General features: G+C 57.1%; 19 protein-coding genes. 9 read left to right on the top strand and 10 right to left on the bottom strand.

Annotated features, from left to right (window positions below; all coding sequences use genetic code 11):
• Positions 1-51 precede the first annotated feature (51 nt).
• From glnQ to rhtA, 5 genes are all read right to left on the bottom strand, one after another.
• Positions 52-774, bottom strand: a complete 723-nt coding sequence (gene glnQ / locus PFH44_RS14480) for a glutamine ABC transporter ATP-binding protein GlnQ (protein ID WP_045854565.1) — start codon at positions 772-774, stop codon at positions 52-54.
• Positions 771-1,430 carry a glutamine ABC transporter permease GlnP gene (gene glnP / locus PFH44_RS14475; protein WP_095095381.1) on the bottom strand — a complete coding sequence of 220 codons (660 nt, stop codon included), beginning with the start codon at positions 1,428-1,430 and terminating at the stop codon, positions 771-773. Before glnP ends, glnQ begins: the two co-directional genes overlap by 4 nt.
• Positions 1,431-1,595: 165 nt before the next feature.
• The gene (glnH, locus tag PFH44_RS14470) at positions 1,596-2,342 is read right to left on the bottom strand and encodes a glutamine ABC transporter substrate-binding protein GlnH (protein ID WP_283825328.1); all 747 of its coding nucleotides are present in this window, start codon (positions 2,340-2,342) and stop codon (positions 1,596-1,598) included.
• A gap of 406 nt (positions 2,343-2,748) precedes the next feature.
• Complete coding sequence (gene dps / locus PFH44_RS14465; protein ID WP_095095388.1) at positions 2,749-3,252, bottom strand: DNA starvation/stationary phase protection protein Dps; 504 nt, start codon at positions 3,250-3,252, stop codon at positions 2,749-2,751.
• A 244-nt stretch (positions 3,253-3,496) separates the two neighbouring features.
• Positions 3,497-4,384 (bottom strand): threonine/homoserine exporter RhtA, encoded by an 888-nt coding sequence (gene rhtA / locus PFH44_RS14460; protein ID WP_045854569.1) that lies wholly within the window; start codon positions 4,382-4,384, stop codon positions 3,497-3,499.
• Between the two features lie 353 nt (positions 4,385-4,737).
• Between rhtA and ompX the strand changes: the two genes are divergently transcribed.
• Positions 4,738-5,247, top strand: a complete 510-nt coding sequence (gene ompX, locus PFH44_RS14455) for an outer membrane protein OmpX (protein ID WP_045854570.1) — start codon at positions 4,738-4,740, stop codon at positions 5,245-5,247.
• A gap of 104 nt (positions 5,248-5,351) precedes the next feature.
• Here ompX and PFH44_RS14450 read toward each other — a convergent pair whose 3' ends face one another.
• Together PFH44_RS14450 and mntS are read right to left on the bottom strand one after the other, a co-directional pair.
• Positions 5,352-6,929: a phosphoethanolamine transferase gene (locus tag PFH44_RS14450; RefSeq protein WP_283825329.1), complete on the bottom strand. Its 1,578-nt coding sequence runs from the start codon at positions 6,927-6,929 to the stop codon at positions 5,352-5,354.
• Positions 6,930-7,197: 268 nt separating this feature from the next.
• A complete protein-coding gene (mntS, locus tag PFH44_RS14445) occupies positions 7,198-7,323 on the bottom strand; it encodes a manganase accumulation protein MntS (protein ID WP_283825327.1) in 126 nt (41 codons plus the stop codon).
• A 183-nt stretch (positions 7,324-7,506) separates the two neighbouring features.
• On the opposite strand from mntS, the gene mntR reads away from it, so the two are divergent.
• The 6 genes from mntR to PFH44_RS14415 all read left to right on the top strand — a co-directional run bounded on the left by mntR (position 7,507) and on the right by PFH44_RS14415 (position 13,904).
• A complete protein-coding gene (mntR, locus tag PFH44_RS14440; RefSeq protein WP_283825326.1) occupies positions 7,507-7,980 on the top strand; it encodes a manganese-binding transcriptional regulator MntR in 474 nt (157 codons plus the stop codon).
• Positions 7,977-9,089 carry an anion transporter gene (locus PFH44_RS14435; RefSeq protein ID WP_283825325.1) on the top strand — a complete coding sequence of 371 codons (1,113 nt, stop codon included), beginning with the start codon at positions 7,977-7,979 and terminating at the stop codon, positions 9,087-9,089. The genes mntR and PFH44_RS14435 overlap by 4 nt, the downstream gene beginning before the upstream one ends.
• A gap of 107 nt (positions 9,090-9,196) precedes the next feature.
• Complete coding sequence (locus PFH44_RS14430) at positions 9,197-10,234, top strand: aldo/keto reductase (RefSeq protein ID WP_283825324.1); 1,038 nt, start codon at positions 9,197-9,199, stop codon at positions 10,232-10,234.
• A 161-nt stretch (positions 10,235-10,395) separates the two neighbouring features.
• Positions 10,396-11,769, top strand: coding sequence for a glycoside hydrolase family 1 protein (locus tag PFH44_RS14425; RefSeq protein WP_076945012.1), 1,374 nt, complete (start codon positions 10,396-10,398; stop codon positions 11,767-11,769).
• Positions 11,770-11,858: 89 nt separating this feature from the next.
• Positions 11,859-13,178 carry a PTS sugar transporter subunit IIC gene (locus PFH44_RS14420; RefSeq protein WP_045854577.1) on the top strand — a complete coding sequence of 440 codons (1,320 nt, stop codon included), beginning with the start codon at positions 11,859-11,861 and terminating at the stop codon, positions 13,176-13,178.
• 12 nt (positions 13,179-13,190) lie between these two features.
• Entirely contained in the window at positions 13,191-13,904 is a 714-nt protein-coding gene (locus PFH44_RS14415; RefSeq protein ID WP_237372761.1) for a GntR family transcriptional regulator, read from the top strand.
• Positions 13,905-13,967: 63 nt separating this feature from the next.
• On the opposite strand, the gene ldtB is transcribed toward PFH44_RS14415, so the two are convergent.
• Positions 13,968-14,888 (bottom strand): L,D-transpeptidase, encoded by a 921-nt coding sequence (gene ldtB / locus PFH44_RS14410; protein WP_045855429.1) that lies wholly within the window; start codon positions 14,886-14,888, stop codon positions 13,968-13,970.
• Positions 14,889-15,257: 369 nt separating this feature from the next.
• Between ldtB and PFH44_RS14405 the strand changes: the two genes are divergently transcribed.
• Positions 15,258-16,853, top strand: coding sequence for an ABC-F family ATPase (locus PFH44_RS14405; protein WP_045854579.1), 1,596 nt, complete (start codon positions 15,258-15,260; stop codon positions 16,851-16,853).
• 94 nt (positions 16,854-16,947) lie between these two features.
• Here PFH44_RS14405 and PFH44_RS14400 read toward each other — a convergent pair whose 3' ends face one another.
• Together PFH44_RS14400 and PFH44_RS14395 are read right to left on the bottom strand one after the other, a co-directional pair.
• The gene (locus tag PFH44_RS14400) at positions 16,948-19,314 is read right to left on the bottom strand and encodes a glycoside hydrolase family 31 protein (protein WP_283825323.1); all 2,367 of its coding nucleotides are present in this window, start codon (positions 19,312-19,314) and stop codon (positions 16,948-16,950) included.
• 14 nt (positions 19,315-19,328) lie between these two features.
• Positions 19,329-20,630 carry an MFS transporter gene (locus tag PFH44_RS14395; RefSeq protein WP_283825322.1) on the bottom strand — a complete coding sequence of 434 codons (1,302 nt, stop codon included), beginning with the start codon at positions 20,628-20,630 and terminating at the stop codon, positions 19,329-19,331.
• A gap of 283 nt (positions 20,631-20,913) precedes the next feature.
• Here PFH44_RS14395 and PFH44_RS14390 point away from each other — a divergent pair.
• Positions 20,914-21,475 (top strand): LacI family DNA-binding transcriptional regulator (locus tag PFH44_RS14390; RefSeq protein ID WP_283825321.1); only part of this gene is annotated, 562 nt, incomplete at its 3' end.

Raw genomic sequence — 21,475 nt, 5'->3', positions numbered from 1 at the left:
GCTGGGATGAATCTGGAAAGCGGCTCCCCGCGACGGGGGAGCCGGTAGCTATCAGGCAACGTGCTGCAGGAATTCGCGCAGGCGCGGGCTGGGCGGGTTCTTGACCAGAACCTGCGGATCGCCATCTTCCGCAATACGCCCTTTGTCGATGAAGATCAGGCGCGAGGCCACTTTTTCGGCGAAGCCGATTTCGTGAGTCACGATAACCATCGTCATTCCTTCCTCTGCCAGATCCTGCATGACCTTCAGCACTTCATGGCGCAGCTCCGGATCCAGCGCGGAGGTAGGCTCATCGAACAGCATCATTTTCGGCTTCACCGCCAGCGCGCGGGCGATGGCCACGCGCTGCTGTTGGCCGCCGGAGAGCTCTGAGGGATAGTGGTGCGCGCGTTCCGCCAGCCCCACTTTTTCCAGCAGATCTTTCGCCAGCTTCTCGGCCGCCTCTTTCTTCGCGCCGCGCACGCGCAGCGGCCCGAACATGACGTTCTCCAGCGCCGTCAGGTGCGGGAAGAGATAGAACTGCTGGAACACCATGCCGGCTTCCTGGCGGATCAGGCGATCGTCTACCTTCGGATCGTTGACCTTCAGGCCGTCGACGATCAGCTCGCCGCTGGTTATCTCTTCCAGTTTGTTGATGCAGCGCAGCAGGGTTGATTTACCGGAGCCGGAAGGCCCGATAATCACCACGACTTCGCCTTTGTTAATCTTCAGATCGATATCGTGCAGCACCTTGGTTGGGCCAAAGTGCTTGGAAACGTTTTTAAATTCAATCACAGGATTTTCATCCTTCTTTCAAGACGGCGCAGAATAAAGCTCAGAACCAGGGTGATAATGAGATAGATAACGGCAACGGCGCTCCAGATCTCCAGCGCGCGGAAGTTACCGGCAATAATCTCCTGTCCCTGGCGGGTCAGTTCGGCAACGCCGATGACGATAAAGAGCGAGGTATCTTTGATGCTGATGATCCACTGGTTGCCCAGCGGCGGCAGCATGCGGCGCAGCGCCAGCGGCAGGATCACGTGGCGAATGGTTTCGCCTCGAGACAGTCCGAGCGCCAGGCCGGCTTCGCGGAAGCCCTTGTGGATAGAGAGCACCGCGCCGCGGGTAATTTCCGCGATGTAGGCGCCGGAGTTGATCATGATGGTCACCACCGCGGCGGAGAACGGATCGATGCGTAAATCATTAAACGCCATCGGCAGGGCGAAGTAGATAAACATGACCTGCACCACGATCGGGGTGCCGCGAATAATTTCAATAAAGACCAGCGCGATGTGGTTCGCTATCCAGCCGCCAAAGCAGCGGGCGAAACCGGCGACGAGGCCGATTATCAGACCGCCAGCCAGGCCGAGGACCGAGATCCACAGCGTCATTTTGGCGCCTTCCAGCAAAATTGGAATGGCGGGCCAGATGGCACTCCAGTCAAACTGCATAATTCGTTCCTGTTACCGTGTCGAAAGCAGAGGATGGCCCTCTGAGAAAAAATGACTCAGGCCTGCTGCGAGGCGATCCCAGGCAGAGGGCGCAAGCGCCGGTGCCGGGCTACCAGACCTCAGCAGGCCTGTAAGAGATATATCCGTGCGGATACGGTCTGATTATTATTTTGGCTCAGTACCGAACCATTTTTTATAAATTTCGTTGTAGGTGCCGTTTTCGTGCAGGGTTTTCAGCGCGCCGTTCACTTTTCCACGCAGATCGTCGCTGCCTTTCGGGAACGCGATGCCGTAGCTCTGCGCTTCCAGCGAGTCACCTACCGCTTTGAACTGGCCGTGGCCGGCGGTTTTGATGAAGTAGAGGATGTTTGGCGTATCGTGCAGCACGGCATCGGCGCGGCCGGTACTCAGCTCCATGTAGGCGTTATCGATGTTCGGGAACTGGCGCAGGTCTTTGGTTTTGATGTTGGCCTTAGCGTAGTCAACGGAGCCGGTGCCGCCTTTAACCGCGACCACTTTACCGTTCAGATCCTTCACGTCTTTAATGTCGTTGTTGTTCGCTTTCACCATCACCAGCAGGCCGCTTTTATAGTAGCCATCGGAGAAGTCGATCGCTTTTTTACGCTCTTCGGTAATGGTAATCCCCGCCAGCGCGAGGTCGATGTTTTTCGTTTGCAGCGCCGGGATGATGCCGCTGAAATCCATTGGCTTCAGGGTATAGTCCAGTTTCAGCTCTTTAGCGATGGCGGCCCACAGGTCGACATCGAAGCCAACGTACTTATCGCCTTGCTTAAATTCAAACGGAACAAACGCCGTATCGGTCGCAACAATCAGTTGTTTTTCAGCGGCCTGGGAAGAAACCGCAAAAGCCAGGGTCAGTGCAGCCAGTGAAACTTTTAATACAGACTTCATAGCATTTCCTTTTATATCCACGGGACGATCCCCTGCGAGAACGAGTAACCCTATGAAAAAATCGTGCCAGTTTTACAACCTGTTGTTTTATAACAACCAGGGTGGTTCCTGTTGCACGCTTTCGGGTCTGGCAAACGGAATCCGCACCATAACGGGGCGCTGTTTTGGTGCGTCATAAATATGCCGAATAACAAGAGCATTTTTAACGCAAACACCGATGGGAAAACAATCTCGCTGTAACGATTGTGTGAGGTGATTATTACATTTGATTTACTTTAGTACGCATTTTGACCATTGTGATGCACTAAAAGAGTGCGATGGCGCGCGGTGATAAAAAAAGCGGGAAACGTGAGGCGTGGAGAGAGGGAAATGCCGCCAGCGGGGCTGACGGCAGTCGGCGTGGCGATTATTCGATATTAGATTCGATAAACCACAGGAATTTATCCAGATCGCGAGAAGCGGCGGTGAAGATATCGGCCGTATCTTCGTCTTTTGCCTCGCTAATCGCTTTGCGCACGTCGTTCGCCACGATCGCGTAGCGGTCGGCCAGCTCTTTCAGGTGGTCCTGGACGGAGTGAATGTCCAGCGGATAGCTTTTCAGCGGAGTTTTGCTGTTGATAACCTGAGTGGTGCCCAGCGCAACGCCGCCGAGCTGGACGGCGCGTTCGGCCATCGTATCGAGGTGCTCGGTCAGCGCCGTGCGGAAGCCGTCCAGCATTTCATGAACGGCAATAAAGTTGGCACCGCGCATATTCCAGTGAGCCTGTTTGGTGATCAGCGACAGGTCGATGAACTGGATAACCTGACGATTGAGCAGCTCAACGGTGGCTTTCTTTTCGCTGTCGGTCACATCGTTGCGGGTATAGAGCAGGTTAGATGCTTTAGTTTTAACCAGTTTTGCGGTACTCATAGTTTCATATCCTCTTGATATTTATACTCGTCATACTTCAAATCGAATTATATGGAGCGCTTGTCCCCGGTAACTCATGGGAACAAGTATAGCAACGGATACGCAGAAGGCGGTGTCGGTAGTCTCTATCGGTTTGATAGCGCAGGCTTGTTGATAATTTGAAAAGTCATTTAACTCAATGGGTTGAGTGCATTTGTGCGTGAGTGCTGTACGGCGAGATGGCCGTACAGAACCGTCTGACAATTTAGCCGATATCGACTTTTTTCAGCTTCGTTTCCCGCCGCATCGTTAGCGTCGAACCCATCGAGGCGAGGATAATCGCCCCCAGCGCCAGGGTCTGCGTGAAGGTCAGCGTCTCGCCAAGGAACACCATTCCCGACAGCGCGGCAAGGGCGGGCTCCATGCTCATCAGCGTGCCGAACGTTTTGGTCGGCATGCGGGTCAGGGCGATCATTTCCAGCGAGTAGGGGAGCGCGGTAGAGAGCACGGCGATCGCCAGGCCCAGCGGCAGCAGCGACCACTGGAATAGCGTATCGGTTGCCTGCAGCATACCCAGCGGCACAAAAATTACCGCGGCAATGAGCGAGCCCATCGCCACCGTTGCCGGGCCGTGCTCTTCGCCCGCGCGCTGGCCGGTAAGAATATAGACCGCCCAGCAGGCCCCGGCGCCCAGCGCCAGCAGCGCGCCGGTGAGATCGACCTGCGCCACGTCCTGCCCCAGCGGCAGGAGATACCATAGCCCCAGAACCGCCAGAATCACCCATACGAAGTCGAGCGGACGCCGCGAGCCAAAGAGGGCCACCGCCAGCGGGCCGGTAAACTCGAGGGCCACCGCAATGCCCAGCGGTATGCGCTGAATTGAGAGATAGAACAGATAGTTCATCGCCCCCAGCGCGAGGCCGTAAAAGAGCAGCGGCAGGCGCTGTTCGCGGGCGAAGCGCAGCCGCCAGGGCTTGAAAATGATCACCAGAATCAGGGTGCCTAGCGCCAGGCGCAGGGCCGTCACGCCGGGTGCGCCAACCAGCGGAAAGAGCGATTTCGCCAGCGACGCGCCGCTCTGAATAGAGATCATGGCGATTAAAATAACTGCCGTCGGCAACCACGCCGGGACCTTTCGGGACAAGCCGGGCATCCTTTCTCCTGTCAAAATTTGTCAAAACCGGTAAAGGTTCCAGTGTAAATGAATTACCCAACCGCAGTTGAGCTAATGTTGAAAAAATCCTCGGGGAGGGGGGTATAATCGGCAGCGTGCCGCTGAAGCATTTGTCTGGTGATTAGGAATAATCTGGATGCATGTCCGGCGAGCTACGCGCATAAATATGATTGTATCCGCTAAAAACGGTTGTTTTCCAGTTTGTTATAGTTTTGTGGAAACTTTTGGTTACATGAAAAAGTGTGTTAGACAGTGTAAAGCGGAAAGAGTTTCCTCAAAGTTTTTGATATATTTAAGACTTAGGACTTATTAGAAACACATTTGAGGTGGTTATGAATAAAATTGCACGTTTTTCAGCACTGGCTGTTGTACTGGCTGCATCCGTAGGTACCGCGTTCGCTGCAACTTCTACCGTGACCGGTGGTTATGCTCAGAGCGACATGCAGGGCGAAGCGAATAAAGCAGGCGGTTTCAACCTGAAGTACCGTTACGAGCAAGACAATAGCCCGCTGGGTGTTATCGGTTCCTTCACCTACACTGAAAAAGATCGCACCGAATCTGGCGTATACGAAAAAGGCCAGTACTACGGCATCACCGCTGGTCCGGCTTACCGTCTCAACGACTGGGCAAGCATCTACGGCGTAGTGGGTGTGGGTTACGGTAAATTCCAGGACAACAGCTACCCGAACAAAGCTGACATGAGCGACTACGGTTTCTCCTACGGCGCTGGTCTGCAGTTCAACCCGATCGAAAACGTTGCTCTGGACTTCTCTTACGAGCAGTCTCGCATTCGTAACGTTGACGTTGGTACCTGGATCGCGGGCGTTGGTTACCGCTTCTAATCACTTCGGTGATATAAAAAATCCGCCTCACAGGGGCGGATTTTTTTTGCCTGTCATTCGGCAAAACCCGTCGCCATCAGCATCCCGACGGCGAGTGAGGCGGCCTAGTGGGTGGTGAACAGGTCGGTACCAAGATGGGTATAGTCCACCTTCTGCAGCTGGAAGTTGGTGATGAAAACCGGCCCGGCCTTTTGCTCGGAGATAAAGCGATAGCGCGGCTTTATTTCCTCGGCGGCGATCCCGGTCCACTGCGAGAAGAAGCTGAGGAAATCGTTGGCCGAGCGGCGGGCTTTGATAACCTTGTGCGCCTTATCATCGCTGGACAGCACCATGAACGGCACCTGGAAGTTCTGCTGGAACTTATCGTCGTGCGCCAGATACTGCACCGCTTTCCCTCGCTCCTTGAAGGCCAGGCCGTGATCGGAGAAGTAGGTCATCGAGAAGCTGTCGCCGGAGTTCTGCAACTGGCTATAGAGTTTGCCCAGCAGGGCGTCGGTTTGCGTCATGCTGTAGAGGTAGCACGAGGTCTCCTTCGACTGCACGAATACCGTATATTTTCCCCTGGTGCGGTCGCAGGCCTGCGGGTGCGAGCCCATCAGGTGCAGGACGATCAGCTGCGGCTGAGTCCGCTGGGTGGAGAGCACCTGCTCGGTTAGCTTCAGCAGCTGCTCATCCTGGGTGTTTTTATTGGCCTCAAAATCGCCGTTTTTGAGGAACTGCACCTCGTCGGCGCGTTTGGCAATACTGGCAATCGCCGTATCGTACTCGCCGATTTGCCCCTGATTCGAGAACCACCAGGTCTGGAAGCCCGCGCGGTTGGCCAGCGTGACGAAGTTATCCTGATACTGCGGCTTGCCGTCAACGACGCGGTTAAGCGTCAGGCCCAGCGACTTTTGCGTTGAACCGCTGGCCGCAATGTAGTCGTTGAACAGATAGCCGTTCACCGAGCTGGCGAAAGGGGTGTTGTCCCAGTGGCCGCCGAAGGCGCCGAGCGCGTCGCGTCGCGCGCTTTCGCCAATCACCACCACGTACAGATGATATTTAGGCTTCACCGCCACGACGTGCCAGCTGTCCTTGATATTCGCCAGCTGCGCCATGCGCGCCTGCTCGTCCAGCACCTCGTTGTTATTTACCACCACGTCTTTGACGAAGCGCAGCGCCGGGTAGCCGGTATCAATCACCTTGAAGACGCCGCCCCAGGCCAGATTTTGTACCGGCTGGAGGAAGAAGATGCCGACGCTGAACAGCAGGCCCAGGCTGTCCATTTTGCTCCAGCGCTTGCGTTCGTCCAGCTTGCGGCGTACGGCAATGACGCCCAGCGCAAAAATAAACACCGCCAGCAGATAGCTGTACCACGGGAAGATGGTCAAAATTTCGGTGGATTCTTCGACGTTGGTGGCGTGCAGCGCCAGCAGCGTATTGAAATTGGGCGCACCGTAGGCCTGGCCAAACGGATAATAGAGCGCGGCAAGCAGCGAGTAGCCGCCGACCACCACCTTCTGCGCGCGCGGAAAGCTGCGCCACAGCAGATGTAGCACGCATGTAAAGGCAACGGCGTAGAGCAGACTAAAATCGTAGCCAAGGGCCAGGTTAATCAGCAGGGACTGCAAAAAGTAGAATCCGGTCCACGGGTTCAGGACCAGCCCACGAGCGACCAGCGTTTCTTTCAGGGTGAGGTTCATAGTTAACAATCAAAAAGACGCCATGTGCATCCCCTGGCATCAAGGGGTAAAACCTGCTGGACAGTGCCGGAAGAGGGTCTCTGCGAGCCGCAGTAGTGGCAGGGCTGACAAAAGATAGGGCTTGCAAATGCTAAGGTCAACTAGCCATAACGGATTGTTTTGGGAGAAAGATTACAAAACTTGAAAAAAGTACCAAAAAGGCGGGGAAACAGGCCAGTATGAAGGGGGATTATGACGAAAAAATGAAGCGGCGTACCGCGACGCCGCGTTAGTTTCTCGGTTTGTCCTGCTCTTTTTTGCCGTTGAGCAGATCGCACAGCATGCCGATTAGCATTAAGCGTACTTTAAATGGAGAGTGGGTAAACACCTGTAAGCACCTCTTGAGTTCGTTCATCGTAACCTCCTGTGCTTTCGCCCTTCGTTCGGTGAAGGATGTCTGCATTACATACAGATATAGCACAGGCTATATTTTATAGCTATGGCTAAAAAGTTAATTTTTTGTGCTACGGGCCCAATCATTTACAATGGCCCTCTTTGAGATGACGCTTGCTGCGTCACACGTATTTGAGGAAGCACAATGAATCGTCGCGCAGGCAAACAAATAACAAAAAAAGTGACGCAGCTAGTGAATGTTGAAGAGCACGTTGAGGGGTTTCGTCAGGTGCGCGAGGCGCATCGTCGCGAGCTGATTGACGACTACGTTGAGCTGATTTCCGATCTGATCCGCGAGGTGGGCGAAGCGCGGCAGGTCGATATGGCCGCGCGCCTGGGCGTTTCGCAGCCGACGGTCGCTAAAATGCTCAAGCGCCTGGCCAGCGTAGGGTTGATCGAGCAGATCCCGTGGCGCGGCGTCTTTTTAACTCCGGAAGGCGAGAAGCTGGCGCACGAAAGCCGCGAACGGCATCAGATTGTGGAAAACTTCCTGCTGGTGATCGGCGTCAGCCCGGAGATCGCCCGTCGCGATGCCGAAGGGATGGAGCATCACGTGAGCCAGGAGACGCTGGAAGCTTTTAGCCAGTTTACGCTCAAGCACGGAAAGAAAGGGGAATGAACCTGCCCTTTGTTCGGTCGCTGGCGGGTGACCGCTTCCTCCATTTACTGCTGATTATTGCCGGCATATTAAGCATTTTTGTGCCCTTTGCCCCCGCCAGCTGGCCACAGGCTATCGACTGGCAGACGATTATTACCCTCAGCGGGCTGATGCTGTTGACCAAAGGGGTCGAGCTGAGCGGCTATTTTGACGTGCTGGGCCGCAAAATGGCGCGGCGGTTTGTGACCGAACGACAGCTGGCCATCTTTATGGTGCTGGCGGCGGCGCTGCTTTCCACCTTCTTAACCAACGATGTGGCGCTTTTTATCGTCGTTCCGCTCACCCTGACGTTAAAAAAATGGTGCGCCATTCCGGTTAACCGGCTGATTATTTTCGAGGCGCTGGCGGTGAACGCCGGCTCGCTGCTGACGCCGATCGGCAATCCGCAAAACATTCTGCTGTGGGGACGCTCCGGCCTCAGCTTCCCGGCATTTATCGGGCAGATGCTGCCGCTGGCGGCGGCGATGATGGTAACGCTGCTGGCGCTGTGCTGGTGCTGTTTTTCAGCCGTACGCCTCACTTATCACAGCGGCGAGCGGGTGCCCGCCTGGCAGCCGAAGCTGGTCTGGGGCTGCCTGGCGCTGTATCTGGTTTTCCTGACGGCGTTAGAGATGAAGCAGGGACTGTGGGGCCTCGCGCTGATCGTCATCGGCTTTTTGCTGCTGGCGCGGGCGGTGATTATCAACGTTGACTGGTCCCTGCTGCTGGTCTTTATGGTGATGTTTATTGACGTTCACCTGCTGATCCAACTGCCGGCGCTGCATCAGCTGCTGAGCAGCGTCGGCCAGCTCTCCCCCGGCGGCCTGTGGCTGACGGCGATTGGCCTGTCGCAGTTCATCAGCAACGTCCCGGCAACCATTCTGCTGCTCAACTACGTTCCGCCGTCGACGCTGCTGGCCTGGGCGGTGAACGTCGGCGGCTTTGGCCTGCTGCCCGGCTCGCTGGCCAACCTGATTGCCCTGCGCATGGCGGCGGACAGGCGCATCTGGTGGCGCTTTCATCTTTACTCTCTGCCGATGCTGCTGTGGGCGGCGCTGGTGGGCTACGCCATCCTGCACTTCGGGTTCTGATATTCGGAGAATTGGGCAAGAAACGAACAGGATCCCCCCATTCGCGCTCGCGCGGCCGGGAGTATAACTATAGCGCTGACGTTAATTATCCTGATGAGGAGAGTCCGATGCGTTATAAAAAACTCGGAAATACCGGTCTGTTTGTCTCTGAACTGTGCCTTGGCACCATGACCTTTGGCGGTGAAGAGGGGATGTGGGGCAAAGTTGGGCGGCTGCGCCAGGCGGAAGCCGAGCAGCTGGTGGGCAGCGCCCTGGATGCCGGCATTAACTTTATCGACACCGCCAACATCTATTCGGAAGGGCGTTCGGAAGAGATAACCGGCCAGGCGCTAAAAAATCTCAAGATCCCGCGCGAAAACGTGGTGGTCGCCACCAAGGTGTTCGGTGAAACCGGCACCGCCGGCGTTAACTCCCGCGGTAGCTCCCGCTACCACATTCTCAGCAGCGTCAAAGAGAGCCTGCGGCGCCTGCAGCTCGATCATATCGATCTCTACCAGCTGCACGGCTTCGATCCGGCGACGCCCGTCGAAGAGACCCTCTACGCCATGGATACCCTGGTCCGTCAGGGGCACGTCCGCTATATCGGCATATCGAACTGGGCGGCCTGGCAAATCGTCAAGGCGCTGGGTATTGCTGAACGCCTCGGGCTGGCCCGTTTTGCCTCCCTGCAGGCTTACTACACCATCGCCGGGCGCGATCTCGAGCGTGAGCTGGTGCCGATGATGCAGAGCGAAGGGCTGGGGCTGATGGTCTGGAGCCCGCTGGCGGGCGGATTGCTGAGCGGTAAATATACCCGCGACGGTCAGGGGGAAGCGGGCAGCCGGCGGCTGGAATTTGATTTCCCGCCGGTGAATAAGGATCGCGCCTTTGATTGCGTGGACGCGATGCGCGAGGTGGCGGATGCCAAAGGCGCGACGGTCGCGCAGGTGGCGCTCGCGTGGCTGCTCCATCAGCAGGCGGTGACCAGCGTGATTATCGGCGCCAAACGCGCGGATCAGCTGGCGGATAATATTGCCGCCACTCACATCCAGCTCGGCGAAGAGGATCTGCGGAAGCTGGATGCGGTGAGCGCGCTGCCGCGCGAATATCCCGGCTGGATGCTCGATCGCCAGGGCGAATATCGCCGCAATCAGCTTAACGATTAATCCTGTTCGTTCCTCAACGGCGGGCGCTGTCCCGCCGCTTTCTGCCCTCTCTTTTCGAAATCGCTCACAAAAACGACACAACCCCTTTGCGTGATTTATCATTTCATTCTATATGACTAGTCATGAATTTTTAATGACTAGTCATAGTAACGGAGCGAACGATGAAGACACTGGCAAAGGATTTTTTATGGGGCAACTCGGTTTCCAGCATGCAGACGGAAGGGGCGTGGAATGAAGGTGGAAAGGGGATGTCGGTTTACGACATTCGCGAGCCCTCAGAGTTTGCCTCTGACTGGAAGGTGGCGACCGACTCCTACCATCGCTATGAAGAAGACTTTGATTTAATGCAGGATCTAGGGATGAACTGCTACCGCTTCCAGATTTCCTGGAGCCGCATTTGCCCGACCGGCGATGGCGAGTTCAACGAAGAAGGTATCGCCTTCTACCACCGCTTTATCGACGCTCTGATTGCCCGCGGCATTGAACCGATGATTTGCCTGTACCATTTTGACATGCCGCTGGCGCTGGCGAATGAGTACAACGGCTTTATCGATCGCCGCGTGATGGAGGCGTTTGTGCGCTACGGCAAGAAAATGATCGACTGCTACGGCGACAAGGTGAAGTACTGGCTGACCTTCAATGAGCAGAATATTTTCCACATGCCGATTGCGTTCCGCATTGCGGGCTATATGCATGGCGACGAAACGCTCCGCGAGCTGTACGCGATCCAGCATTACACCATGATGGCGCACGTCCATCTGACCGCTTACCTGCATGAAACCCAGCCCGGCAGGCTGATGGGGGGGATGCTGGCGCATCAGCTTATCTACCCGGCGACCTGCCGGCCGCGCGATATTTTCTGCGCTCAGCAGCATGATGAGTTTCTCAACCAGAACCTGCTGCGCGTCTATGCCGGCCAGGGCTACAGCCCCGAGGTCATGGCCGTGGTCGCCCGTGAAGGCTTCGAGGATATCTACCGCGCAGAGGATTTAGCCCTGATTGCGCAGAATAAAAATGACTATATGGCTTTTAGCTATTACGCCAGCCGCACGCTCAGCAGCGATCCGATCCCGGAAGGCACCGAGGTGAACTACTACATGCAGTTCGGCGATAAGGATAACCCGTACCTGAAGTCTACGGAATGGAACTGGCAAATCGATCCGCTCGGCTTTCGTACCATCATCACCCGCTACTACAACGACTGGCGCCTGCCGGTATTCCCGATTGAAAACGGTATCGGGGTGATTGAGTCCTGGGATGGCGAAAACATGATTGCCGACGACTATCGTATCGCCTATCACCGCGACCATATTAACGCCATGAAAGAGGCGATTTTTGAGGACGGTGCGGAGGTGATCGGCTATCTCGGCTGGGGGCTTATCGACATCCTCAGCTCGCAGGGCGATATGCGTAAACGCTACGGGGTGGTCTACGTCAACCGCGAAAACCACGATCTTAAAGACCTTAACCGCGTGCCGAAGAAAAGCTATGCATGGCTGAAACGCGCGATCCACAGCAACGGCGAAGAGATGTAGTTCGCGCGGGCCGCACCGGGTTATCCCCGCCAGGCAGCACCTGCATCCTGACGGGGAATACGGGTAAGTGATGAAGAGGATTCTGCAAAATGTCTGATAATACAACGTCCAGTATGCAGTCTTTGACCGATCGCTTTGTTGAGTTTTCCGCGCGTATCGCCAACCAGGTACACCTGCGTTCGCTGCGCGATGCCTTTGCCGGGGTGATGCCGATTTTCATTCTGGCAGGGCTGGCGGTGCTGGTGAACAACGTGGTGTTTCCCTGGATCCTGGAGGGCGAGACGCTGGTGCGCTTTAAGGTATGGGGCGATGCGATTATCAACGGGACGTTGAATATCGCCGCGCTGCTGATTGCGCCGATGATCGCGTGGTCGCTGGCGCGTAACAAAAACTTTGCTAACCCGGTTTCGACCGTCGTTATCGCTATTTGCAGCTTTATTATTATGATGCCGATGCAGGTGGATCTGGTGCCGGTTGGCGGGAAGGCGACGGTCAGCCTGACGTCGGTACTGACCTTCGCCAATATCGGCTCTACCGGCATTTTCGCCGGCGTGCTCATCGGCCTGGTGGCGACGGAACTCTTTATGCGCATCGCCGGGATCAAGCGCCTGACCATCAACCTTGGCGAGAACGTGCCGCCGGCGGTGGGCCAGTCGTTTTCGTCGCTCATCCCGGCTATCCTGACGCTGTCGCTGTTTGCGGCGCTGGCCGCCCTGTTGAATAACCTGCTGCACACCGATCTTATCCATCTGATCACCACGCTTATCCAGCAGCCACTGCGATTGATTAATACCAGCCTGCCGGGGACTATTTTTATCTACAGCTTCGGCAACTTCCTGTTTACGCTGGGTATTCATCAATCGGTTGTGAATAGCGTGGTACTGGAACCGTTCCTGCTGATTAATACCAATGAGAATATGCTGGCCTACGCCAGCGGCCAGCCGATTCCGCATATTATTAACAATATTTTCGTGCCGACCTTCGGCATGGTGGGCGGCACCGGCAGCACCATTTCTCTGCTGATCGCCATCTTTCTTTTCTCGCGTCAGCAGGCCTCGAAGCAGGTGGCGCGTCTGGCCATTACCCCGGGGCTGTTCAATATCAACGAACCGGTGATTTTCGGTCTGCCGATCGTTTTCAACGTGCCGCTGATGATCCCGTTCGTGCTGCTTCCCGCCATCGGTATCTTTTTCGCCTGGATGTGTACCACGCTCGGGCTTATGTCGCGCTGCGTGGTGATGATCCCGTGGACCACGCCGCCGGTACTCAGCGCCTGGCTGGCAACGGCGGGGGACTGGCGGGCGGTGGTGGTGCAGTTGATAATCATCATCTTTGGTGTATTCTTCTACCTGCCATTTCTCAAAATATCTGAGAGAGTGGCCTTAAAAAACAATGGGATAAATGAATAATAAGGAAGGACGATGGCGGCGAAGTATCTTTTGATCGCGCGGGAAATTAAAAAGCGGATTATCAGCCAGCAGTACCCCGCCAGCATGCCATTACCCGACCAGTTTGCGCTGGCGGCGGAGTTTAACACCAGCAGGATGACCATCCAGCAGGCGATGCGCCAGCTTATTGTTGAAGGATTGATTTATACCCGCAAGGGGCAGGGCACCTTCGTGCGTAAAAACTTTCTTCAGCTTTCGCAGTGGGATCTTCCGGGTAGCGACTATTTTGGCGCCACCAAAACCTGGGCCCACCTGGGGTCGGTCAGCAGCAAGGTGGTGCGCTTCGAGCTGCGCTTTCCCAGCGAGAAGGAGCAGACTTCGCTGCTGATTAACGCCGATTCGCCGGTTTATGACTTCGTGCGCCTGCGGTTGCTCAACGACGAGCCGATGTCGCTGGACGCCACGGTGATGCCGGTGAATCTGGTTCCCGGCCTGAATAAAAGCCACCTCGAAAGCTCCGTATTCCAGTATGTTGAAACGCTTGGGCTGAAGATAATGGGGTCGTACCGCGTGGTGCGCGCCATTAAGCCCGGCGAGCTTGAGCAGCAGCACCTGGTGTGCGAAGCCGGCGATCCGGTGCTGGAAGTTGAGCAGGTCATCTACCTGGAGGACGGTACGCCGCTGGAGTATGCCCACTGTCACTACCGCTACGATCACGGCGGCATCGTTATCGTCAACAACGGCTGACGTCAGGCGAAAAGAAAAGGGCGAGGTTTTCACCTCGCCCTTTTTTGCGCACGGCGCTCAGGATCAGTTCAGACGAACCGGCATACCGGAACGGTTCTGCACCGCCTGCTCAACCACGCTCTGATCGACGTCGGACTGGCCGGTGACGGCCTGGACGGATTTGTTCAGCGTAATCGGTACGATCTCACCGCCCTGGAACTGGGCTTCGGTGGTCGACAGCGGGTTGTGGACTTCAACATAGCGGCTGCCGTCCGGCTCGCTGGTGGCTTTCACCGGCTCATCGATAAATTCGACGCGGGTGCCGACCGGCACGTTCTCAAACAGGAATTTGATATCGTCGTTGCGCAGACGCACGCAGCCGTGGCTGACGCGCAGGCCGATACCGAAGTTGGCGTTGGTGCCGTGGATCGCGTACAGACGACCGATATAGAGCGCGTACAGGCCCATCGGGTTGTCAGGACCGGCCGGTACTACGGCTGGCAGCGGGTTACCGGCGGCGATGTATTCGGCGTGCATTTTCGCCGTCGGCGTCCAGGTCGGGCCGGCTTTCTTGCGCTCAACCTTGGTCACCCAGTTGATCGGCGTATCTTTGCCCAGCTGGCCGATACCGATCGGCAGCACGATCACGGTGTTGGTGCCTTTCGGGTAATAGTAAAGACGCATTTCCGCGCTGTTGATCACGATACCTTCATGCACGGTGTCCGGCAGAATCAGCTGCTGCGGGATATTCAGCACGGTACCGCCTTTCGGCAGGTAGGTATCGACGCCCGGGTTCGCTTCCAGCATGTTGGAGAGACCCATCTGGTATTTGGCGGCGAAGTATTCCAGCGGCTGCTTGTTGTCGTCCGGAACCGTGACAACCTGGTTCTGGCCAATTAGTCGGCTACCGTCGGTCGGCAGAGGATAGGTTACCGCGGATGCGGTATTGCAAAAGCCCACGATGGCGAAGGCTGCCGCAAGGAGTGTCGATAATTTCATATTCATCATGTCGTGTGCGATGTTAAAGCCACACAGGCCTTTGTTAGATTTTTCAGGGAGTAGATGGGAGCGCATTATATGTGCATTCCCGCCAACAGGGAAATGAGATGTGTACGAAATCACACTTTTTTGCCGGTTGTTTCAAGTGTAGTTCGTTGGCTGGCAAAATTGCTCTCCCGCAGGGACGATCGCACGGCTTGTCTGGGGCCGCCGGGCCGACGCTGAGGCCTGCCGGACGCCGCCGGCGGGGGGCAAAAGGCGCCGAACGCGGCGCCAGCGGTAAGGGAATTCACCGCAGACCGTGAAAAGAGATGGTTTTGCTGGCATAATGTCCGATGTGTCACACTTCTCATTCTCTTTTTTCAGGATAACCCCGTGCTAGTATCCAGCAACGTCACCATGCAGTTTGGCAGCAAGCCGCTGTTCGAAAACATCTCCGTCAAATTTGGCGGCGGCAACCGTTACGGCCTGATTGGCGCCAACGGTAGCGGTAAATCTACCTTTATGAAGATCCTCGGCAACGATCTGGAGCCAACGCTGGGCAACGTGTCCCTCGATCCGAACGAGCGTATCGGTAAGCTGCGTCAGGACCAGTTCGCGTTCGAAGAGTTCACCGTGCTGGATACGGTCATCATGGGCCACGGCGAGCTGTGGGAAGTGAAGCAGGAGCGCGATCGCATCTATTCTCTGGCGGAAATGAGCGAAGCCGACGGCTATAAGGTGGCGGATCTGGAAGTGACCTACGGCGAGATGGACGGCTACTCCGCTGAAGCCCGCGCCGGTGAACTGCTGCTCGGCGTCGGTATTCCGGTAGAACAGCATTACGGCCCGATGAGCGAAGTCGCTCCCGGCTGGAAGCTGCGCGTCCTGCTGGCCCAGGCGCTGTTCTCTAACCCGGACATCCTGCTGCTCGATGAACCAACGAACAACCTCGACATCGACACCATTCGCTGGCTGGAGCAGACGCTCAACGAGCGTGACAGCACCATGATCATCATTTCGCACGACCGTCATTTCCTTAACATGGTGTGTACCCACATGGCGGATCTCGACTACGGCGAACTGCGCGTGTATGCCGGTAACTACGACGAATACATGACCGCGGCCACCCAGGCTCGCGAGCGTCTGTTGTCTGATAACGCCAAGAAAAAGGCGCAGATTGCCGACCTGCAATCCTTCGTCAGCCGCTTTAGCGCCAACGCCTCTAAATCACGTCAGGCGACTTCTCGCGCGCGTCAGATTGATAAAATCAAGCTCGATGAAGTGAAGGCCTCCAGCCGTCAGAACCCGTTCATCCGCTTCGAGCAGGACAAGAAGCTGTTCCGTAACGCGCTGGCTGTTGAAGAGCTGGCGAAAGGTTTTGATAACGGCCCGCTGTTTAAAAAATTCAATCTGCTGCTGGAAGTGGGCGAGAAGATTGCCATTCTGGGTGCCAACGGCGTGGGTAAAACCACCATGCTGAAAACCCTGGTTGGTGAACTGACGCCGGATAACGGTACCGTTAAATGGTCCGAGAATGCGCAGATTGGCTACTACGCTCAGGATCACGCCGAAGACTTCGATAACGATCTGAGCGTGTTCGACTGGATGAGCCAGTGGAAGCAGGATGGTGACGATGAGCAGGTTGTACGCAGCTTCCTCGGCCGCCTGCTGTTCAGCCAGGACGATATCAAAAAGCCGGCAAAAGTGCTGTCAGGTGGCGAAAAGGGCCGCATGCTGTTCGGTAAGCTGATGATGCAGAAACCCAACATTCTGGTGATGGACGAACCGACCAACCACCTGGATATGGAATCTATCGAGTCGCTGAACATGGCGCTGGAGATGTATCAGGGCACCCTGATTTTCGTCTCCCACGACCGCGAGTTCGTCAGCTCGCTGGCGACCCGGGTGATTGAAATTACGCCGGAGCGCGTCGTCGACTTTAGCGGTAATTACGAAGATTATCTGCGCAGCAAAGGCATCGACGGCTAAACGTCCGCCGCCCCGCCCCGGTACGCGCCTGCGCAGCCGGGGAGTGAACATAGAGCCCCGGTCAGCCTCGCGCGACCGGGGTTTTTTATCGCCCTTAGTCCAGCAGCCACTCGCCGACGTCTTTACCATTCACCGACAGCCGACGCTTTTCACCGGCGGGGAGCGTTATCTTCAGCGCCTTCCACGCCGGGCGGTAGCGGCCGCGCGCGTTCATCTGCAGGTTGATGGCGCTGGCGCTGCAGGTCATCTCCCACCCCAGCCACAGCGCGTCGCCGTCGCGATAGCCCCAGCTCTCGCCGTCATCTTCAAAGATCAGGCCGCTCGTCGAGCCCGCGCCCTTGAGCGGAAACAGCTTCAGCTCGCGGCTGTCGTCTTTTTTGGCGTCAACGTGGACGATCCTCTCGCTGAGCGGCAGGCCCGCCCCGGCGCGAACCATCAGCGGCAGTTTCTCCAGCGGCGCATCGAGCGTTATCCACTGGCCGCCGGCGAACCACTCCCCGCTATAAAAGTCGTACCAGCCGGACTCGTTTTCCGGCAGCCACGTCGGGCGCTGGCGCTGGCCGGGCTCCACGACGCTGGCGACGAGGAGATCGCGGCCGAGCAGGAAGTCGTCGCACTCCTCGAAGGTCTGCGGGTCATGCTGGTGATCGAGGAAGGTCGGGCGCAGCATCGGCTCATCGTCAGCGTGCGCCTGCCACAGCAGGGTGTAGAGGTAGGGCAGCAGGCGATAGCGCAGCTCAATCGCGCCGCGAATCGCCGGCAGGACCGCCGGATACATCCACGCCTCGTTGACCGTGCGATCGTCGTTCCAGGAGTGGATCGTGAAGCGCGGATGCATCACCCCGTTCTGCACCCAGCGTACGAACAGCTCGGCGTCCGGCTTATCACCGGAGAAGCCGCCGACGTCGTGGCCGACGTTATAGAGGCCGGAGAGGCTCATCCCCAGCCCCATGCGGGTGTTGTAGCGCAGGGTATCCCAATTGGTGCGGTTATCGCCGCTCCAGGTTTGCACGTAGCGCTGCATCCCGGCGCAGCCAGAGCGTGAGATCAGGTACGGGCGTTTCTCCGGGGCAAAGCGCTGCTGGGCCTCCAGCGACGCGCGCATCATCAGCAGCGGCATCACCGGGCGGATATGCTTGATGGCAATCTCCTGGCCAAAACCGTGGCAGCGCGCCTCGCCGTCCCAGACTTCAAATTCGTTATTGTCGTTCCACGTCGAATCAATCCCCATCTCCAGCAGCTGAGCGGTGACCCCCTCCTGCCACCAGGCGACGGTTTGCGGGTTGGTGAAGTCGAGGTGCGACCCTTCGTCATCCCAGAAGCTGGAGCGCTCCGGGGATTCGCTTTCGGAATCCTGAATAAACAGCCCGCGCTCCGCCACCTCGCTATAGCGCGGGTGATCCTGCAGCAGGCAGGGCTTGATGTTGGCCGCCAGCCTGATGCCCGCGTCGTGGAAGCGCTGGCTCATCACCTTCGGCTGCGGAACCTTGTCGTAATTCCAGTTAAAGACGTAGCGCTTACCGCCGATCGAGGTATAGCCGGAGGAGAGCTGGAACGAGTCGCACGGAATGGCGTGCTCTTCGCAGAGGCGGATAAAATTCATCAGCTGGTTTTGCGCATCCGGCGCGTCGGTGTAGTGCATTGTCGAGCCGCTGTAGCCCAGGCTCCACTTCGGCCCGAACAGCGTTTTCCCGGTCAGGCGGACAAAGGCTTTGGTGACGTCCAGCACGCGTTTGCCGGTAAACATGTAGTAATCAATATCGCCCGCTTCGGCCTGCCAGCGGCGATAGGCGGTGTGGTAGTTGTCGATTTCGTTGCCCAGATCCAGCCAGCAGCTGCTGAGGTTATCGTAGAACAGGCCGTAGCTGATATCGCTGCGCTGGGCGATGGTGAAGGGGATGTGCTTATACAGCGGATCGGTGCTCACGGCGTTATAGCCCATCGCATCCAGGTTGCGCATCTCGTAGCGATTCCCGTTGCGCTGCAGGTTGCCCGCCTTTTCGCCCAGACCGTAGAAGCGTTCATCTTGACGCCGGCTCTGGTAGTGCGCGACGCCGTCGCCGTGGACGTTGACCAGATAGGCGCTGGTCGGACGGTCGTTAACCAGCGGCTGCCACTCTCCGGCATCGTCGCGGTAGCTCCACTCCAGCCACAGCGGCTGGTGGACGGTGACGCGCAGCCGTTCGGTGGCAACCGTCAGGGTCTCCTGCTGCTGCTCCAGGCTCCAGGCGGGGAGAGTAAATCCGCTGACGTCGTCGCGGCTGCGTCCCTCCCAGGGGACGTCCTGCTGCGGGGCGATGCTCCAGGTGCGGTCCAGCGCCAGCTCTCCTCTGCGTTTAAGCAGGACGCGGAACAGGTTTTCTTCCAGCACGTACAGGCACAGGGTGTGCTGCCCGTCCACCGCCAGCTCGACGTGGTGGGCCAGCTGCTGTTGCAATTTCCAGTGTTTCAACGTTTTCATTTTTACATCCACTCTCAGGCGCGTTTGGCGCGACGTTCAGCAATAAAAGCGACCAGGAAGACCGCGCCAATCAGGTCAAAGAAGCCCATGGCGACGAATAGCGGGTTGAAGCCAATTTTGTCGGCGGTCACCCCGATTAATAGGGAGAACAGGAAACTGGCGATCCAGGCGGCGGAGCCGCGCATGCCGTTGACGGTCGCCATCTGGCCCTTATCGAACGACTCCACCACCAGCGCGCTCAGCATGCAGGAGATAATCTGGTGGCCGAAGCCGCCGATGGAGATCAGGATGATGGTGACGTAGGGATCGCGGGTAATGGCGACGAGGGCCAGCGAAATCATCAGGAACGCGCCGGTCAGCGAGCTTGCCACCACCGAGTTAACCCGTGAACAGCCGAACCAGCGGGTATAGAGTTTGGTCAGATAGCCGCTGACCACGCTGCCGAGATCGGCGGCGAGGAACGGCAGCCAGGCGAACATGGCAATTTGCTTGAGATCCATGCCGTGCTCTTTGGCGAGGTACAGCGGCACCCAAAAGCTCAGGACCGCCCAGGCCGGCTCCGCCATAAAGGCCGGGATCGCAATACCGTAGAAGCGCTTATTTTTCGACACGGTTTTCAGCGCGGTAAAGAACGGCAGCTTTACCGCCGGCGGCTCGTTGTCCTGGCGGATGAACTCCAGCTCCGACTTGCCGAGATTCGGATGCTTCTCCGGATTGTGGTAAAACGCCCACCACAGGATCACCCACAGCAGCGCCAGCACCCCGGTGAACATAAACGCACCCTGCCAGCCGAAAGAGGCGTGGGCAAAATAGATGATCGGCGGCGCCAGCATCGCGCCGATGGAGAAACCGACGCCGGCCCAGCCGGCGGCTATCGGGCGTTCAGATTTTGGAAACCATTCGCCGATGGTTTTGGCGTTGGCCGGGGTGGCGGCGGCTTCTGCTCCGCCCATGAAAAAACGCAGGATCGCCAGATGCAGCCAGCTGCCGGCACCGGCGTGGGCGATACAGGCGACGGCCCACAGGGTGGCGCAGATCATAAAGCCGAGCTTGAGGCCAATCACGTCAATCAGCCAGCCGCAGAGAGGCTGGAAGAGGGTGTAGGCCAGCTGAAAAGCGCCGACGATCCATGAGTACTGCTCGGTGGTGATGCCCAGCGTTGCCTTCAGCTCGGGGGCAATAATGCCTAAGGAGTTGCGGGTAATGTAGTTAACGGTGACGCCGAGCAGAAACAGGGTCAGCATCCACCAGCGCAGATTTTTGACCACGCGGCGAGATTTGCTGACCGCCATATCGTTGTTGAGGCCTTGGCTCATAGAACTCTCCACAAGAACTTTGTAGGGGGAAATGACCGATGCTCAATCCCTGAGTTGTCATACCTGTTTTATTAACGCTATGAATATTATTGTTTTATTTATTTGTCTTTCCGTATAACTAGTATGGAAGTTATTGGACCAATTCAGGTTAAGATAGAAAATGAGCGGCCAATAGCCTTATTTATGCAAGTTTTTTCATGAGATGAGGAGATGCTCACGACAGGTAGCGAATCTGGCTTGATAAACTGCTTTTTGGTGCCATGAAAATTCTTTCATTTGTAAGATGGAGCTGGATCACAAAATGGATAAAAAGCTGAGAATTGCCGAAATCGCGGCCCGTACGGGGATGTCGGCGAGTACCGTTTCCCGGGTGCTGGCGGGTAAAGCGAACACCAGCGAAAAGGCGCGTCAGCGGGTCCTGCAGTGCGCCCGCGAAATGGGGGTGATGGAGGGGCTCGCCGCCGGACGCATGCTGCTGAACAGCCTGGTGGTTTTCGCCCCTTCCCGGGCCTTTGATGAGCGCTCCGATATCTATTACTACCGCGTGATTCAGAGCATTAATACCGCGCTGGCGCCGCATGAGGTCCGCCTGCGGACCTGCGCGCTGGAAGAGAACGACAGCGACGCCAACCTGTTTTTGGCCCGCATGAACGAAGCGGAGACCGAGGCGGCCATTCTGCTGGGCATTGACGATCCGCATATTCACGATCTGGCCGCCGATTTTGCCAAACCCTGCGTGCTGATCAACTGCCGGGATGAAGGCATGCGCCTGTCGTCGATCGCCCCGGATCACCGGCTGATCGGCCAGTTTGCCGCGCGCTATCTGTTTGAGATGGGGCAACGGG

It is taken from the genome of Klebsiella sp. Ech2A (genome assembly GCF_030078455.1).
GTDB classification, from domain to species: Bacteria; Pseudomonadota; Gammaproteobacteria; order Enterobacterales; family Enterobacteriaceae; genus Klebsiella; species Klebsiella terrigena.
The sequence above is the reverse complement of the archived record's forward strand: the minus strand, read 5'-3'. Positions and strand labels throughout refer to the sequence as shown.